This window comes from Castellaniella sp. GW247-6E4, assembly GCF_040276065.1.
GTDB lineage: Bacteria > Pseudomonadota > Gammaproteobacteria > Burkholderiales > Burkholderiaceae_B > Castellaniella.
On sequence record NZ_JBELOI010000011.1, the window covers coordinates 114,788 to 129,785 of the forward strand.

10 protein-coding genes are annotated in these 14,998 nt (G+C 66.2%); 8 read left to right on the top strand and 2 right to left on the bottom strand.

Annotation, left to right across the window (positions count from 1 at the left end; translation table 11 throughout):
* The 6 genes from lpdA to guaB all read left to right on the top strand — a co-directional run bounded on the left by lpdA (position 1) and on the right by guaB (position 9,673).
* Positions 1–1,419, top strand: a complete 1,419-nt coding sequence (gene lpdA / locus ABS761_RS13980) for a dihydrolipoyl dehydrogenase (RefSeq protein WP_350408948.1) — start codon at positions 1–3, stop codon at positions 1,417–1,419.
* Between the two features lie 109 nt (positions 1,420–1,528).
* Positions 1,529–2,467, top strand: a complete 939-nt coding sequence (locus tag ABS761_RS13985) for an alpha/beta fold hydrolase (protein WP_350408949.1) — start codon at positions 1,529–1,531, stop codon at positions 2,465–2,467.
* Positions 2,468–2,514: 47 nt separating this feature from the next.
* Entirely contained in the window at positions 2,515–3,348 is an 834-nt protein-coding gene (locus ABS761_RS13990) for a PHP domain-containing protein (protein WP_350408961.1), read from the top strand.
* Between the two features lie 9 nt (positions 3,349–3,357).
* Positions 3,358–3,909 (top strand): transcription elongation factor GreB, encoded by a 552-nt coding sequence (gene greB / locus ABS761_RS13995; protein WP_350408950.1) that lies wholly within the window; start codon positions 3,358–3,360, stop codon positions 3,907–3,909.
* 71 nt (positions 3,910–3,980) lie between these two features.
* Positions 3,981–8,021 carry a phosphoribosylformylglycinamidine synthase gene (purL, locus tag ABS761_RS14000; protein ID WP_350408951.1) on the top strand — a complete coding sequence of 1,347 codons (4,041 nt, stop codon included), beginning with the start codon at positions 3,981–3,983 and terminating at the stop codon, positions 8,019–8,021.
* A 191-nt stretch (positions 8,022–8,212) separates the two neighbouring features.
* Complete coding sequence (gene guaB / locus ABS761_RS14005) at positions 8,213–9,673, top strand: IMP dehydrogenase (protein WP_350408952.1); 1,461 nt, start codon at positions 8,213–8,215, stop codon at positions 9,671–9,673.
* A gap of 85 nt (positions 9,674–9,758) precedes the next feature.
* Here guaB and ABS761_RS14010 read toward each other — a convergent pair whose 3' ends face one another.
* Positions 9,759–10,973 carry a YbfB/YjiJ family MFS transporter gene (locus ABS761_RS14010; protein WP_350408953.1) on the bottom strand — a complete coding sequence of 405 codons (1,215 nt, stop codon included), beginning with the start codon at positions 10,971–10,973 and terminating at the stop codon, positions 9,759–9,761.
* A 112-nt stretch (positions 10,974–11,085) separates the two neighbouring features.
* Here ABS761_RS14010 and guaA point away from each other — a divergent pair, with 112 nt between their 5' ends.
* Both guaA and ABS761_RS14020 read left to right on the top strand, forming a co-directional pair.
* The gene (guaA, locus tag ABS761_RS14015; protein WP_350408954.1) at positions 11,086–12,672 is read left to right on the top strand and encodes a glutamine-hydrolyzing GMP synthase; all 1,587 of its coding nucleotides are present in this window, start codon (positions 11,086–11,088) and stop codon (positions 12,670–12,672) included.
* Between the two features lie 351 nt (positions 12,673–13,023).
* The gene (locus ABS761_RS14020) at positions 13,024–14,226 is read left to right on the top strand and encodes a tyrosine-type recombinase/integrase (protein ID WP_350408955.1); all 1,203 of its coding nucleotides are present in this window, start codon (positions 13,024–13,026) and stop codon (positions 14,224–14,226) included.
* Positions 14,227–14,260: 34 nt separating this feature from the next.
* Here ABS761_RS14020 and ABS761_RS14025 read toward each other — a convergent pair whose 3' ends face one another.
* Positions 14,261–14,548, bottom strand: coding sequence for a helix-turn-helix transcriptional regulator (locus ABS761_RS14025; RefSeq protein WP_346952922.1), 288 nt, complete (start codon positions 14,546–14,548; stop codon positions 14,261–14,263).
* Positions 14,549–14,998: the final 450 nt, after the last annotated feature.

A 14,998-nucleotide genomic window follows, 5' to 3' on the forward strand; every position in this document is an offset into this window, starting at 1 on the left:
ATGCAGACACAAACCAACACCACCCTGCTCATCATCGGCGGCGGCCCGGGCGGCTACGTGGCCGCGCTGCGCGCCGGCCAACTCGGCATCCCGACCATCCTGGTCGAGGGCGAGGCCCTGGGCGGCACCTGCCTGAACATCGGCTGCATCCCCTCCAAGGCCCTGATCCATCTGGCCGAGCGCTTCCATGAGGCGCAGGCGCTGGCGGGTGGCGATTCGCCCCTGGGCATCCAGACGTCGGCGCCGACGCTCGATCTGGCGCGGGGCATCGCCTGGAAGGACGGCATCGTCAAGCGCTTGACCACGGGGGTCGGCGCTCTGCTCAAGAAACACAAGGTCATGGTTGTACAGGGCTGGGCGCGCATCGTCGATGGCAAGACCGTCGATGTCGAGATGAGGGCGGCCAAAGGCGCACGGGCCGACAGCCAGCGCATCCGCTGCGAGCACTTGCTGCTCGCCACGGGGTCCGAGCCGGTGGCCCTGCCCTTCATGCCGTTCGGCGGCCGCGTGCTGTCCTCGACCGAGGCCCTGTCCCCGGAGGCCCTGCCCAAACGCCTCGCAGTGGTCGGCGCGGGCTATATCGGCCTGGAATTGGGAACGGTCTATCGCAAGCTTGGCGTCGAGGTGGATGTCATCGAGGCCCGGGACCGGATTCTCCCGGCCTACGATGCCGAACTTTCCAAGCCGGTGGCCGCCGCGCTCAAGACCTTGGGCGTGCGGACCCACGTTTCCACGCAGTTGCTCGGCTTGTCCGAGGACGGCGAGGGTGTGCGCGTCCAGGGCCAGGACGGCCAGGAGCGCACCTTGGCCGCCGACCGTGTGCTGGTGGCGGTGGGGCGCCGTCCGCGCAGCCGGGGCTTTGGGCTCAGCGCCTTGATGCTCGATATGGACGGGGCGGCCGTGCGCGTCGATTCGCAGTGCCGCAGCTCGATGCGCAATGTCTGGGCCATCGGCGACCTGACCGGCGAGCCCATGCTGGCGCACCGCGCCATGGCGCAAGGCGAAATGGTGGCCGAACTGGTCGCGGGGCACACGCGGCACTTCGAGCCGGCCGCCATCGCGGCCGTGTGCTTCACGGATCCCGAAATCGTCACCGCCGGCCTGTCGCCGGAGCAGGCCACCGCAGCCGGCGTGGACGCGATTCAGGCCAGTTTCCCTTTCGCGGCCAATGGGCGGGCGATGACGCTGGAGTCCAGCGATGGGTTCGTGCGAGTCGTGGCCCGCCGCGACAATCACCTGATCCTCGGTTGGCAGGCAGTCGGGCGGGCGGTGTCCGAGCTGTCGGCGGCGTTTTCGCAGTCCCTTGAAATGGGCGCGCGCCTCGAGGATGTGGCCGGGACCATCCATGCCCATCCCACCCTGGGCGAGGCGGTTCAGGAGGCAGCGCTGCGGGCGCTGGGGCGCCCCCTGCACATTTAGCGCGCGGCTTGGCCGGCGCGAACCGGGCAAACCGCGCACGAATCGTCCGTCGGCCGCCCCGGCCCCTGGGCCACTACAATCAAGGGGTTGCCACACGATGAGGAATCCCATGAACGCGTCCGCGGCCACCGCCGAACCCCGCCTCGACACCGTCACCTGCGTGAGCCCCGCGGGGACGCACCGCATGGCCTATTGGCAGTGGGGCAATCCCGCCAACGATCGCGTGCTGTTGTGTGTGCACGGCCTGACACGCTCCGGGCGGGATTTCGACGTGCTGGCCCGAGCCCTGGCGCCGCACTACCGCGTGGTGTGCCCCGATGTCGTGGGGCGTGGCCGCTCCGACTGGCTGATCGATCCGGCGTATTATGCAATCCCGCAATATGCCGCCGATATGCTGACGCTGATAGCGCGCCTGCGGCCGGCGCGGCTGGACTGGATCGGGACCTCGATGGGCGGCCTGATCGGCCTGGGGCTGGCGGGTACGGTGGCGCTATCGGCGGCCATGCGCCCGGATCGGGGCGACCTGGGCCCGGGCCCCGCGCCCGACGTGCCTCTCGGACGCGTGGTGATGAACGACATCGGCCCGGCGCTGAGCGCCGACGGGTTGGCGCGGATCGGCGAATATGTCGGACAGGAAGGCCGCTTCGACAGCTTTGAGCAGGCGGTGGACTACGTGCGCAGCGTATCGGCCGGATTCGGTCCTCATGACCAGGCCGGGTGGGAGGACTTAACCCGCTACGTCGTCAATCGGCAGGGTGATCATTGGGTCAAGCACTACGACCTGAGGATCGCCCAGGCTTTCGCGCCGCAGGCGCCGACCGCGCTGCAGGCCGCCGAGCAGCTGCTATGGGGCGCCTGGGATCACCTGCCCGCCGAGGCGCTCATCCTGCGCGGTGCCCAATCCGACTTGTTGCCGCGCGAGGTGGCCCGCGCGATGCTCGAGCGCAACCCGCGCGCGCGCCTGGTCGAGTTCGAGGGCGTGGGGCATGCGCCCACGCTGCGCGCGCCAGACCAGGTCGCCGCCGTGCGGGACTTCCTGCTGGCCTGAGGGATTTTCCGCCTTCCCGGCGCGACGGGGAAGGCGGGCGAGGACGCATCATCAATATCGACCTGCACAGCCATTCCAACCAGTCCGACGGCCTGCTCGCACCCGCCGAGGTGGCTGCGCGCGCCCGCGAGAATGGCGTGGACATGTGGGCCCTGAGCGATCACGATGCGCTCTCGGGCCTGGTGCAGGCCGCCGAATCGGCCTCGCGGCTCGGCATGCGCTTCATACCGGGCGTCGAGGTGTCGGTCACATTCTGCGGTGCAACCGTGCATGTGCTCGGCCTGAACATCGACGCCTCGCATCCGGACCTGGTCCGAGGGCTGGCGGCGGTGCGCCGCAGCCGCTTTGCCCGCGCCCGCGAGATCGCCGACCGCCTGCGAGAATGTGGACTGGGTGAATGCTACGAAGGCGCGCTGGCGCTCGCCCACAATCCCGATCTGGTGAGCCGGGCCCATTTCGCCCGCTATCTGCATGAACAGGGCAGGGCGCGCAGCATCCAGCACGCCTTCGATCGCTACCTGGGCGAGGGCAGGCCTGCTTATGCCCCCGTGCGGTGGGCCTCGATGGGCGAAGCGGTGGGCTGGATCCTGGCGGCCGGCGGCAAGGCGGTGATTGCCCATCCGGGGCGCTATCGCTATACGCCACTGCAGTTCGATGCCTTGTTCGAGCAGTTCAAGGCCTTGGGCGGATGCGGCATTGAGGTGGTGTCCGGGGCCCATACGCCGCGCCAGTATGAGGAATATGCCCGGGTGGCGATGCATTATGGTTTCGAGGGGTCGCGCGGGTCCGATTTTCACGGCCCCTCTCGCGGGCGTGCCGACCTGGGCACCTTGCCCGCCTTGCCTGAGCGGCTGACGCCGGTCTGGCGGGACTGGATTTAGGAGCATGCAATGAACAAAGCATTCGTCAAGGAATCCGAGGATGCGGACGACGACGACATTCCCGACGCCCCGGCATTGCCCGAGGGGGTAAAAAACTATATGACGGTTGAGGGGCACCGCGCCTTGCACGACGAGCTCATGCGCCTGATGAACACCGAGCGGCCCGAGGTGGTGCAGACCGTGTCCTGGGCGGCCTCCAACGGCGATCGTTCCGAGAATGGCGACTATCTGTACGGTAAAAAGCGCCTGCGCGAAATCGACCGGCGCATCCGCTTCCTCACGCGGCGCCTGGAGCGGGCCGAGGTGGTCGACCCGTCCCTGCAGCCCAACAAGGACCGGGTGTTCTTTGGGGCAACCGTCCTGTACAGTGACAAGCAAGGCGAGGAATTCGAAGTCACCATCGTCGGCGTGGACGAGGCCGAGCCTCTGGCCGGGCGCATCAGTTGGGTGTCGCCGGTTGCGCGTGCCTTGATCAAGGCGCACGAGGGCGACACCGTGACGCTGCGGACCCCGGCGGGCTTGGACGAGCTCGACGTCCTGAGCATCCGCTACCCGGACTAGGGGCCGTCACTGCCGCAAGGGTATCCCGGGTAAAATAGAGGGCTTAACTTCTTACTTTCCGTATCCAGCCCGTGACCCGCGTCCTCATCATTTCCGGTTCCTCAGCCCTGTCGACCTTTCGGCGCGCACGCCTGATGCAGGCGCTTTCAGCCAAGGGCCTGCCCGTCGCCTCGGTCGAGGCCCGCTACCGCTATTATGTCGGGATGGGTGGCGAGCTGGATCCGCGGGATCGCGAGCGGCTCGAAGCCCTGCTGGACGACGGCTTGCCGCGCGATGCGGTGCCCGCCGAGCGGCAGGCCCTCGAGCTCATGGTGGTGCCGCGGCCCGGCACCGTATCGCCCTGGGCGAGCAAGGCCACCGATATTGCCCATCACTGCGGCCTGGCGGCCGTGCGGCGCATCGAGCGCGGCATCCATTACGCGCTGCTGCCCGAGCGCGGCCTGCTGGGCCGGCGCGAATTCGATGCGGCCCAGCGCGAAGCCATCGCGGGCTGTCTGCACGATCGCATGACCGAGGCGGTGGTCGAGGGCGGCTTCGACGGCGAGGCGCTGTTTGCGCCCTTGCCGGGCAAGCCGGTCCAGGCCATCCCGGTGCTGGCGCGCGGGCGCAAGGCGCTCGAGGATTGCAATGCGGCCTTGGGCCTGGCGCTGTCCGCCGACGAGATCGACTACCTGCTGCGCGCTTACACCGACCTCGGGCGCGATCCCAGCGACGTCGAACTCATGATGTTCGCGCAGGCCAATAGCGAGCACTGTCGCCACAAGATCTTCAACGCGCGCTGGACGATCGATGGCCAGGCGCAGGAACGCACGCTGTTCGACATGATCCGCGAAACCCATGCGGCGCAGCCCGTGGGTACGATCGTGGCGTATTCGGACAACGCCGCCGTGATGGCGGGTGGCCCGGCCCGGCTGTTCCACGCCGGCGGAGGCGCACCCGTGTACGCGCGTCACGAGGCCCTGGTCCACACCTTGATGAAGGTCGAAACCCACAACCACCCGACCGCTATCGCGCCGTTCCCGGGGGCGGCCACGGGCGCGGGCGGCGAGATTCGCGACGAGGGCGCAACGGGACGTGGCTCCAAGCCCAAGGCGGGTTTGACCGGATTCACCGTGTCCAACCTGCGCTTCGACGATGCGCCCGAGCCCTGGGAGGATGCAGGCGGCGCGCCCGATCGGATCGCGACGCCGCTGGATATCATGATCGAAGGGCCGATTGGCGGCGCGGCGTTCAACAACGAGTTTGGGCGCCCCAATCTGCTCGGCTATTTCCGCAGCTTCGAGCAGGCGGTCGATGGCGTGCGCTGGGGTTATCACAAACCCATCATGCTGGCCGGCGGGCTGGGCCAGATCGATGCGCGCCTGACGCACAAGGATCCTTTGCCGCCCGGCGCGCTGCTGGTGCAGCTGGGCGGGCCCGGCATGCGCATCGGCATGGGCGGCGGCGCCGCATCGAGCATGGGCGCCGGGATCAATCAGGCCGAGCTCGATTTCGATTCGGTACAGCGGGGCAATCCCGAGATGCAGCGCCGTGCCCAAGAGGTCATCGACCGCTGCTGGCAGCAGGGCGAGGCCAATCCGGTCCTGGCCATCCACGACGTGGGCGCGGGCGGCCTGTCGAACGCGTTTCCAGAATTGGTCAACGATGCGGGGCGCGGTGCCGTGTTCGAGCTCGATCGCGTGCCGGTCGAGGAGTCCGGGCTGTCCGCCGCCGAGATCTGGAGCAACGAGTCCCAGGAGCGCTATGTGCTGGCCATCCTGCCGGCCGATCTGGAGCGCTTCGGGCGCATTGCCGAGCGTGAACGCTGTCCTTATGCGGTGGTGGGCGTGGCCACCGAGGAGCGTACCCTGCGCGTTACCCACGGCGAGGGCCTGCCCGGCCTGGATGAACCACGACCGGCGCCCGCGGGCATGCGGCCGGTGGACGTGCCGGTGGACGCCATTCTGGGAAAGCCGCCGCGCATGGTGCGTCAGGCCGAACGCCTGGCCTTCCAGGGGGAGCCCCTGGACTTGACGGGCGTCGACCTCGGCGAGGCGATCGAGCGCGTATTGCGCCACCCCACGGTGGCCAACAAATCCTTTCTCGTCACCATCGGCGACCGCAGCGTGGGCGGCTTGTCCGCGCGCGACCAGATGGTGGGCCCCTGGCAGGTGCCGGTGGCCGATTGCGCGGTGACCTTGGCTGATTACGAGCAACTGCGCGGCGAGGCCATGGCCATGGGCGAGCGCAGCCCGATCGCGATACTGGATCCCGCGGCCTCGGGCCGGATGGCGGTCACCGAGGCGTTGACCAATCTGGTGTCGGCCGACGTGGCGCGCCTCGAGGACATCAAGCTCTCCGCCAACTGGATGGCCGCCTGTGGCGCGCCGGGTCAGGATTCGGCCTTATACGATACGGTTGCCGCCGTCAGCGATTGGTGCCAGACCCTGGGCCTGTCGATCCCCGTGGGCAAGGATTCCCTGTCCATGCGCACCGCCTGGCGCAACGAACAGGGCGAGCACGCCGTGGTTTCGCCAGTCTCGCTGGTGGTGACGGCGTTCGCTCCGGTGAGCGATGTGCGCGCGACACTGACGCCGCAGTTGCGCACCGACCAAGGCGACACCGTGCTGCTGCTGATCGATCTGGGCGAGGGGCGCCAGCGTCTGGGCGGCTCGGTCTTCGGCCATGCATATGGCCGGATCGGCGACGAGGCACCCGACATGCGTGATGCCGGGATTCTGCGCGCTGCCTTCCTGGCCGTGCGCGCCCTGGCGTCGCGCGGCCTGATCCTGGCCTGCCACGACCGCTCGGATGGCGGCCTGCTGGCGGCTGCGGCCGAAATGGCCTTTGCAGGGCGCACGGGCGTGTCCCTGAACCTCGACATGCTCACCATCGATCCCCACGCGGCCGACGCGGGCGACTACAAGATTCGCGGCGAGCAGGTGGCCGTGCAGCGACACGAACGCACATTGCGCGCTCTTTTCAACGAGGAAGCCGGCTTATTGCTGCAGGTGCGGCGCGACCGGCGCGACGAGGTCCTGCACAGTCTGCGGCAAGCCGGCCTGTCGCCGTGCAGCCACGTCGTCGGCATGCTCAACGGCAAGGCCGAATTGCAGGTCTATCGCGACGGGTCGTGCATCTACCAGCATCCGATCGCGGCGCTCGGACAGATCTGGAGCGAAACCACGCGGCGCATCATGGCGCGCCGCGACCATCCCGAGTGTGCTCAGGCCGAGTACGAGACCTGGCTGGATGTCGCGGATCCCGGGCTTTCCGCGGCAGTGGGCTTCGATCCCCAAGAGGACATCGCCGCGCCGTTCATCGCCACCGGCGCGCGGCCGCGCGTCGCCATCCTGCGCGAGCAAGGCTGCAACAGCCAGGTCGAGATGGCCTGGGCCTTTGATGTCGCCGGCTTCGAGGCGATGGACGTGCACATGACCGATCTGTTGTCCGGACGCGCCGATTTGCGCGATACGCAGGGCCTGGTGGCGGTGGGCGGTTTCAGCTATGGCGATGTCCTGGGCGCGGGCGAGGGCTGGGCGCGCACCATCCGCTACAACGAGGCGTTGGCGGCGCAGTTTGCGGCGTTCTTCGGGCGTTCGGACACCTTCGCCCTAGGGGTATGCAACGGCTGCCAGATGATGGCCGCGCTTGCCGGCATGATTCCGGGCGCCGGCCATTGGCCGCGCTTCACCCGCAATGTCTCTGAAAAATACGAGTCGCGCTTGTCATTGGTCGAGGTGCTGGATTCGCCCTCGATCTTCCTGGCCGGCATGGCGGGCGCGCGCATACCCATCGCCGTCGCCCACGGCGAAGGCTACGCGAACTTCAGCCAGCAGGGCGATGCCTCGCGCGTGGCCGAGGCCCTGGCCTACGTGGACAATCGCGGTGCGCGCACCGAGCGCTATCCGGCCAACCCGAACGGCAGCCCGGCGGGCCTCGCTGGCGTCACCACCGCCGACGGGCGCTTTACCATTCTGATGCCACATCCCGAGCGCGTCACGCGCAACGCCGCGATGTCGTGGCGCCCCGAGCGCTGGGGCGCGGCCGACGCCGGTGGCGACGAGACGCCGCATGGCGGTTATACGCCGTGGATGCGCATGTTCCGCAACGCACGCGTTTGGATGAGATAGGACACAGCACAGTCCCAATGGACTGTGCTGTGCCTATCGAATCCGAGCGGCTTGCAAGCCGCGAGGTGGAGAGCTGGTTTGTCGGAGCGGCTTGCAAGCCGCGAGGGAGCCTCCGTCCAGGTCGGCTGCGGGGAGGAACGGGAAAACCCTTTACCGAGACGCTATAATCGATCTTTGTGCGGAGTTCGTTCATGCGTCTGATCAAGAAAGCCCTGACCTTCGACGATGTATTGCTGGTTCCGGCATATTCCCAGGTGCTGCCGCGCGACACGCGCCTGGTCACCAGCCTCACTCGCGGCATCCAGCTCAACATTCCCCTCGTATCCGCCGCTATGGACACGGTCACCGAGTCCGGCTTGGCCATCGCCATGGCCCAGGAGGGCGGGATCGGGATCGTTCACAAGAACCTGGATGCGGACGCCCAGGCGCGCGAGGTGGCGCGGGTCAAGCGCCACGAGTTCGGCATTGTCATCGATCCGGTCACCGTCACGCCCACCATGAAGGTGCGCGACGCCATCGCGTTGCAGCGCCAGCACGGCATCTCGGGCCTGCCGGTGGTCGAGGGCGGCAAACTCGTCGGCATCGTCACCAATCGGGACCTGCGCTTCGAGGATCGCCTGGACGTGTCCCTGCGCGAGGTCATGACTCCGCAAGAGCGCCTCGTCACCCTGCGTGAGGGCGCCACCCTCGAGGAAGCCCAGGCCCTGATGCACCGCCATCGCCTCGAGCGCGTGCTGATCGTCAACGAAAAATTCCAGTTGCGCGGCCTCGCCACGGTCAAGGACATCGTCAAGAATACCGAGCACCCACTCGCCAGCAAGGACGGTCAGGGCCAGTTGCGTGTGGGCGCCGCGGTCGGGGTGGGCGAGGGCACCGACGAGCGCGTCGAAAAACTGGCAGGCGCGGGCGTCGACGTCATCGTGGTCGATACTGCGCACGGCCACTCCGCCGGCGTGATCGAGCGCGTGCGCTGGGTCAAAAAGCACTACCCCAACATCCAGGTCATCGGCGGCAATATCGCGACCGCCGCGGCCGCGCTGGCCCTGGTCGAGGCGGGCGCCGACAGCGTCAAGGTCGGTATCGGCCCCGGCTCCATCTGCACCACGCGCGTCGTCGCCGGTGTCGGCGTGCCGCAGATCACCGCCATCGCCGACGTGGCCAAGGCCCTCGAGGGTTCCGGTGTGCCTCTGATCGCCGACGGCGGCATCCGCTATTCCGGCGATGTGGCCAAGGCCCTGGCCGCCGGCGCCTCCACCTGCATGATGGGCGGCATGTTCGCGGGCACCGAAGAAGCGCCCGGCGAGGTCGTCCTGTTCCAGGGGCGGTCCTACAAATCCTATCGTGGCATGGGTAGCCTGGGCGCCATGGCAGACGGCTCGGCCGATCGCTATTTCCAGGACCCCAGCAATAACGTCGACAAGCTCGTGCCCGAAGGCATCGAGGCGCGCGTACCCTACAAGGGCAGCGTGATCGCCATCATCTACCAGTTGGTGGGCGGCATCCGCGCCTCGATGGGCTATTGCGGCTGCGCCACCATCAGCGATCTGCACGCCAAGGCCGAGTTCGTTGAGATCACCGCCGCGGGCGTGCGCGAATCGCATGTCCACGACGTGCAGATCACCAAAGAGGCCCCCAACTACCGAGCCGACTGAGGCTCGCGCGGCCGGCTCCTCAAGCCGGACCCCCGCGCGGGCGCGCTCGCCATCACGTCGTGAAGCCGGACGAAGGGAGGCGACGTCATGTGATCCGCCGTTCATCCTGCAGACGCAGGATCGGTATGGCACCGACCACGAGGCCAATCGCTCCGAGAACCAGGGCCAGGCCCAGGCCCGCGCTGAACAACAGGTCCGTGAAACTGAAAAACAGCGGCCCCACGAGCTGGCCCAAGGCAAAGGACGCGGTCATGGCGGCCATCTGGGTCTTGGCGCGCGAGGGCGCCACCCTTGCTTGCGCCTCCTGCAGGCCCACCATGGTGATCACCATGAATGCACTGCCCACGCAGACGGCCGCCACCAGGATGGCTGCCAGGTTATGAATCCACACGGGCATCAGCACGCCGATGGCCATCACGATCTGCGCCGCGGCCCAGATCTCGCAGCGTGTATAGCGTCGCAGCAAGCGGCTCGCAATCAGCGTGGAGACCGCCGATGCCAAGCCGAAGACCGGCCACGCCAGGCTGAACAGCAGGGGATCGGGGACCAGCATGCGTGCCTGCGCGGGCAGAAACGTGGCCGGCAGGATGTAGCCGAAGCCAAAAACGCCGTAGCACCAGATCAGGCCCCAGTGCAGCCCGGGCAGGCGTTCCCCTTTTGTTGCAGGCTCCGGATTGCCGCCAGCCGCCGCCTCGTGGATTTCACCCGATGCTGGCGATGCCGCGGCGGACGCCGCCGGCGAGTCCGCCCAAAGCGCCGAAGCCCCCACCAGGCCGCAGAGCGCCGCCAGCGCCAGCAGGAGCCAGGCCTGCGAGGGCGGAGCCTGGACCAGGGTCAGCGCCATGCAGGCCACGCCCGCGAAAGCGATGCCGCAGCCGACGCCGGCAAACACCACACCGCCTTGTTCGGTGCGCCCGGCGGCGTTCAGGCGCGCAATGCACAGCGCCGCCGTCCCGATGATGACCCAGGCGCTGGCCACCCCTGCCAGGAAGCGCCACAATAGCCAGGCGGCCCAGTGCCCCGTCATGCCCATCGCGGCCGTCATCAGCACCACCAGCCAGAGCCCGCGGCGCAGCAACGCATCGGCCGGCCATAGCAACCTGGCAGCCATCAGCGCACCCACCAGATAGCCCAGGTAATTGGCGCCGGCGAGCCAGCCGCCCTCGGCAAGCGAAATACCCAGGTGGGCCTGCATCATCGGCAGCACCGGCGTGAAGGCGAAGCGACCGATTCCCATGGCAACCGCGAGGGCCAGCAGCCCCGCCAGCGGCAGGGGTAGCCGGATGGATTTCAAGATCATGCAGCGGTCTCCTTCGGCCTCTAATGTAACGGCCCGAAAGACATTGCGCCAGCGCGATCAGGGGCGCCATGGGTTACATTAACGCCTTGAATCTTCCTTCCCCACATCCACCATGCACCAGCGCATCCTCATTCTCGACTACGGCTCCCAAGTCACCCAATTAATAGCCCGCCGCGTGCGCGAGGCCGGTGTTTATTGCGAGATCCATCCCGGAGACGTCGACGATGCGTTCATCGGCGCCCAGCAGGGCCTCAAAGGCATCATCCTGTCGGGCAGCCACGCCTCGGCCTACGCCGATGAATCGCTGAAGGTGCCGGCTGCCGTCTTCGCGGCCGGCGTGCCGGTGCTGGGCATCTGCTACGGCATGCAGTCGATGGCTGTGCAGCTCGGTGGCCAAGTCGAGTTTTCCGATCACCGGGAATTCGGCTACGCCGAAGTCCGCGCCCATGGACATACGCGCCTGCTCGACGGGATCGAGGATTTCCGCACAGCCGAGGGCCACGGCATGCTCAAGGTCTGGATGAGCCACGGCGATCGCGTCACCGCCTTGCCGCCCGGCTTCAAGCTCATGGCCTCGACGCCATCCTGCGCGATCGCCGGCATGGCCGACGAGGCGCGTGGATTCTACGCGGTGCAGTTCCATCCCGAGGTCACGCATACCGTGCAGGGCCAGGCCATGCTCGAGCGCTTTGTGACGGAAATCTGCGGCTGCGGGCACGACTGGAATATGCCCGATTACGTGGCCGAGGCCATCGAGCGCATCCGTCGGCAGGTGGGTGACGACGACGTCATTTTGGGTCTGTCCGGCGGCGTCGACTCCTCGGTGGCGGCGGCCTTGATCCACCAGGCCATCGGCAATCAACTCACTTGTGTGTTCGTCGACCACGGCCTGCTGCGCCTGAACGAGGCCCGGCAAGTCATGGACACCATGGCCAGCCACCTGGGCATCAAGGTCGTGCATATCGACGCCGGCGCCCAGTTCATGAGCGAACTCGTCGGTGTATCCGATCCCGAGGCCAAGCGCAAGATCATCGGCCGCGAATTCGTCGGGGTCTTCCAGGCCGAGGCCGGCAAACTCAAGAACGCCCGCTGGCTGGCGCAGGGCACCATCTACCCTGATGTCATCGAGTCGGCCGCGAGCAAGACCGGCAAGGCCGTCGCCATCAAATCCCACCATAATGTGGGCGGCCTGCCCGAGACCCTCAACCTCAAACTGCTCGAACCATTGCGTGAGCTGTTCAAGGATGAGGTGCGCAAGCTCGGCATCGCCCTGGGCCTGCCTCCCGCCATGGTGTACCGCCATCCTTTCCCCGGCCCGGGCCTGGGCGTGCGCATCCTCGGCGAGGTCAAGCAGGAGTACGCGGATCTGCTGCGCCGCGCCGACGACATTTTCATCCAAGAGCTGCGCGCCACCATCGAGCCCAACAGCGGCAAGAGCTGGTACGAGCTGACCTCCCAGGCCTTTGCCGTCTTCCTGCCGGTGAAATCCGTCGGTGTGATGGGTGATGGCCGTACCTATGACTACGTGGTTGCCCTGCGTGCCGTGCAGACCACGGACTTCATGACGGCCGATTGGGCGGAATTGCCCTATGCGCTGCTCAAGAAGGTGTCCTCGCGCATCATCAACGAGGTGCGCGGGATCAATCGGGTGACGTATGACGTATCGAGCAAGCCGCCCGCGACGATTGAGTGGGAGTGATTTGATGTCTGGCAGGTTGATGCAGTAACTGGCATCAGAACGATGGAGAGCCCCTGTTTTAGCGGCTCTCCATATTTTTGTCCAGTTTTGGCTGGCAAATGCTAGCAGGCCCAAGCATGTTTTTCGGATGGTATTTTTGAGGGTATCGACGCTGCGTTATGATGGCGCGGCACCCGGTACCATTCATTGATGATTGATGTTCGGATGGTATTGGAACCAACTATCTATCTGATTTCAATCATTTTTTTATGAATCAATGGCAAAATTAAAAGATGGTATTGGCGCTGTGCTTCAATACCATCCAAGGCTATCCATGCTTCCATCAAGTCATTGATTCAAAAGAGGAAAGGCATGCTGACCGATACCATGCTCCGTAACCTGAAGCCGCGTGATAAACAGTACAAGGTGGCGGATCGCGACGGGCTGTATGTGGCGGTGAGCGTGACGGGCGCGATCTCCTTTCGCTACAACTACCGGCTGAACGGCCGCAGCGAGACGCTGACATTCGGCCGCTATGGCGTGGGTGGTGTCACCCTGGCCGAGGCCCGGAACCTGCTGCGCGAGGCCAAGCAGAAAATTGCGGCTGGCGTATCGCCTGCCCAGGAAAAGGCCCGCAGCAAAGACAAGCTGCGGGGTGAAAAGCGGTTTGGGGCCTGGGCGCAGGACTGGCTGCGGGGCCACGATATGGCTGAATCGACCCGCGACATGCGTAGGTCTTTGTACGAGCGCGACCTGAAGCCGTACTTTGCCAATCGGCTGCTGCACGAGATCACCGAAGAAGACGTGCGCAGCCGCGCGGACGCCATCCTGCAGCGGGGTGCGCCCGCGACGGCCGTGCTGGCGCGGGAAATCGTCATGCTGGTGTTTCGTTGGGCGTCGGCCAGGGGCTACAAAGGCAGCAACCCGGCCGATGGCGTACCGCCGTCATCCATCGCGCGGTTCAAGGCGCGGGAAAGGTCCCTGGGGCCGGATGAAATCCGGCTGCTGTACCAGTATCTGAATCGGGTGGCGACCACGCCGGTGATCCGCCTGGCGGTGAAACTGTTGCTGCTGACGATGGTGCGCAAATCCGAGCTGATCGAGGCCACCTGGGATGAAATCAACTTTACAGATGCTCTGTGGACCATCCCGGCGGAGCGCATGAAGCGGCGCAATCCGCACAACGTGTATCTAAGCAGCCAGGCGCTGGACATCCTGATGGCCATGAAAGTCTGCGCGGGCGGGTCTCGCTGGGTGCTGCCAGGCCGCTATGACCCCGATGTGTGCATGAGCAAGGCCACCTTGAACCAGGTGACCAAGCTGGTGTGGACATCGGCACAGGCCGACGGCCAGGACCTGCCGCAGTTTTCGCCCCATGATTTCCGGCGCACGGCCAGCACGCTGCTGAACGAAGCCGGGTATAACTCTGACTGGATCGAAAAATGCCTGGCCCACGAACAGCGCGGTGTGCGCAGTGTCTACAACAAAGCCGAATACGCCGAAGGGCGGCGCGAGATGCTGCAAGACTGGGCCAATATGATCGATGGCTGGACGCAGAATCCGGCGGGTGCATAGGCGCACCGGCCGGATCTTGCACGGCCTGGCTGGACTAGGTGCCCGTGCGATGCAGGGGTGCCGACAAGGCCGCGTCCATCTGGTGGTTGCGCGTGCTTTTGCGGGATTCCAGCCAGGCGTTGACCTCGGCCAGGTCCCAGGCGACGACGCGGTTGGACAGGCAGAAGCGCTGCGGGAATTCGCCGCGCTTTTCCATATCGAAGATGGTGCGATCAGACAGCGGAACCTTGCTGAGCAGTTCCTTGCGGGTGATGGCAACGATGTTGGCGGCGGGGGCAGGGTGGGGGAAAAGGTCGGTTTCCGACCGGCTTGGTTCGTTCATGCGATTACCTCTTTCTGCGGGCATATTCAACATGATGTGCCCGAATACGGAAGTGACCTGCCGGCATGCCAGCAGGTCAGGGATTCTGTTCTTGGATTACGTCGCCATCCTCGATGTTGGACGCCGTTGTGGCGAACCAGGCGCTTCCCGCAAAGGGGGAAGTCCCCGCCGCACGCTGTCGTTGATACCCCACGCGAGGGGCCGACGGCACGAAGCGGATTTCATCGGTTTTACTTCAACCCCGATGCCTTACAGGTTGCTGCGCAATCGCATGCCGCGTAATCGGGCAGGGCGCAGTATGTATCGATTATTTTTTGTTAAAGAGCCGGGCTGATGTGATCAGCTTGGGGATATTTTCATCAAAATGGTTTACTGGGTATTCCGGTCGATCGTGACCACCGATTCCGGCATCGTGACCACCGATTCCGGCATCGTGACCACCTAGTCCGG

What these genes read in the sequence shown, in the direction of transcription:
- lpdA (WP_350408948.1), top strand. Translation starts at nt 1, where the DNA reads ATGCAGACACAAACCAACACCACCCTGCTCATCATCGGCGGCGGCCCG.
- ABS761_RS13985 (WP_350408949.1), top strand. Translation starts at nt 1,529, where the DNA reads ATGAACGCGTCCGCGGCCACCGCCGAACCCCGCCTCGACACCGTCACC.
- greB (WP_350408950.1), top strand. Translation starts at nt 3,358, where the DNA reads ATGAACAAAGCATTCGTCAAGGAATCCGAGGATGCGGACGACGACGAC.
- guaB (WP_350408952.1), top strand. Translation starts at nt 8,213, where the DNA reads ATGCGTCTGATCAAGAAAGCCCTGACCTTCGACGATGTATTGCTGGTT.
- ABS761_RS14010 (WP_350408953.1), bottom strand. Translation starts at nt 10,973, where the DNA reads ATGATCTTGAAATCCATCCGGCTACCCCTGCCGCTGGCGGGGCTGCTG.
- guaA (WP_350408954.1), top strand. Translation starts at nt 11,086, where the DNA reads ATGCACCAGCGCATCCTCATTCTCGACTACGGCTCCCAAGTCACCCAA.
- ABS761_RS14020 (WP_350408955.1), top strand. Translation starts at nt 13,024, where the DNA reads ATGCTGACCGATACCATGCTCCGTAACCTGAAGCCGCGTGATAAACAG.
- ABS761_RS14025 (WP_346952922.1), bottom strand. Translation starts at nt 14,548, where the DNA reads ATGAACGAACCAAGCCGGTCGGAAACCGACCTTTTCCCCCACCCTGCC.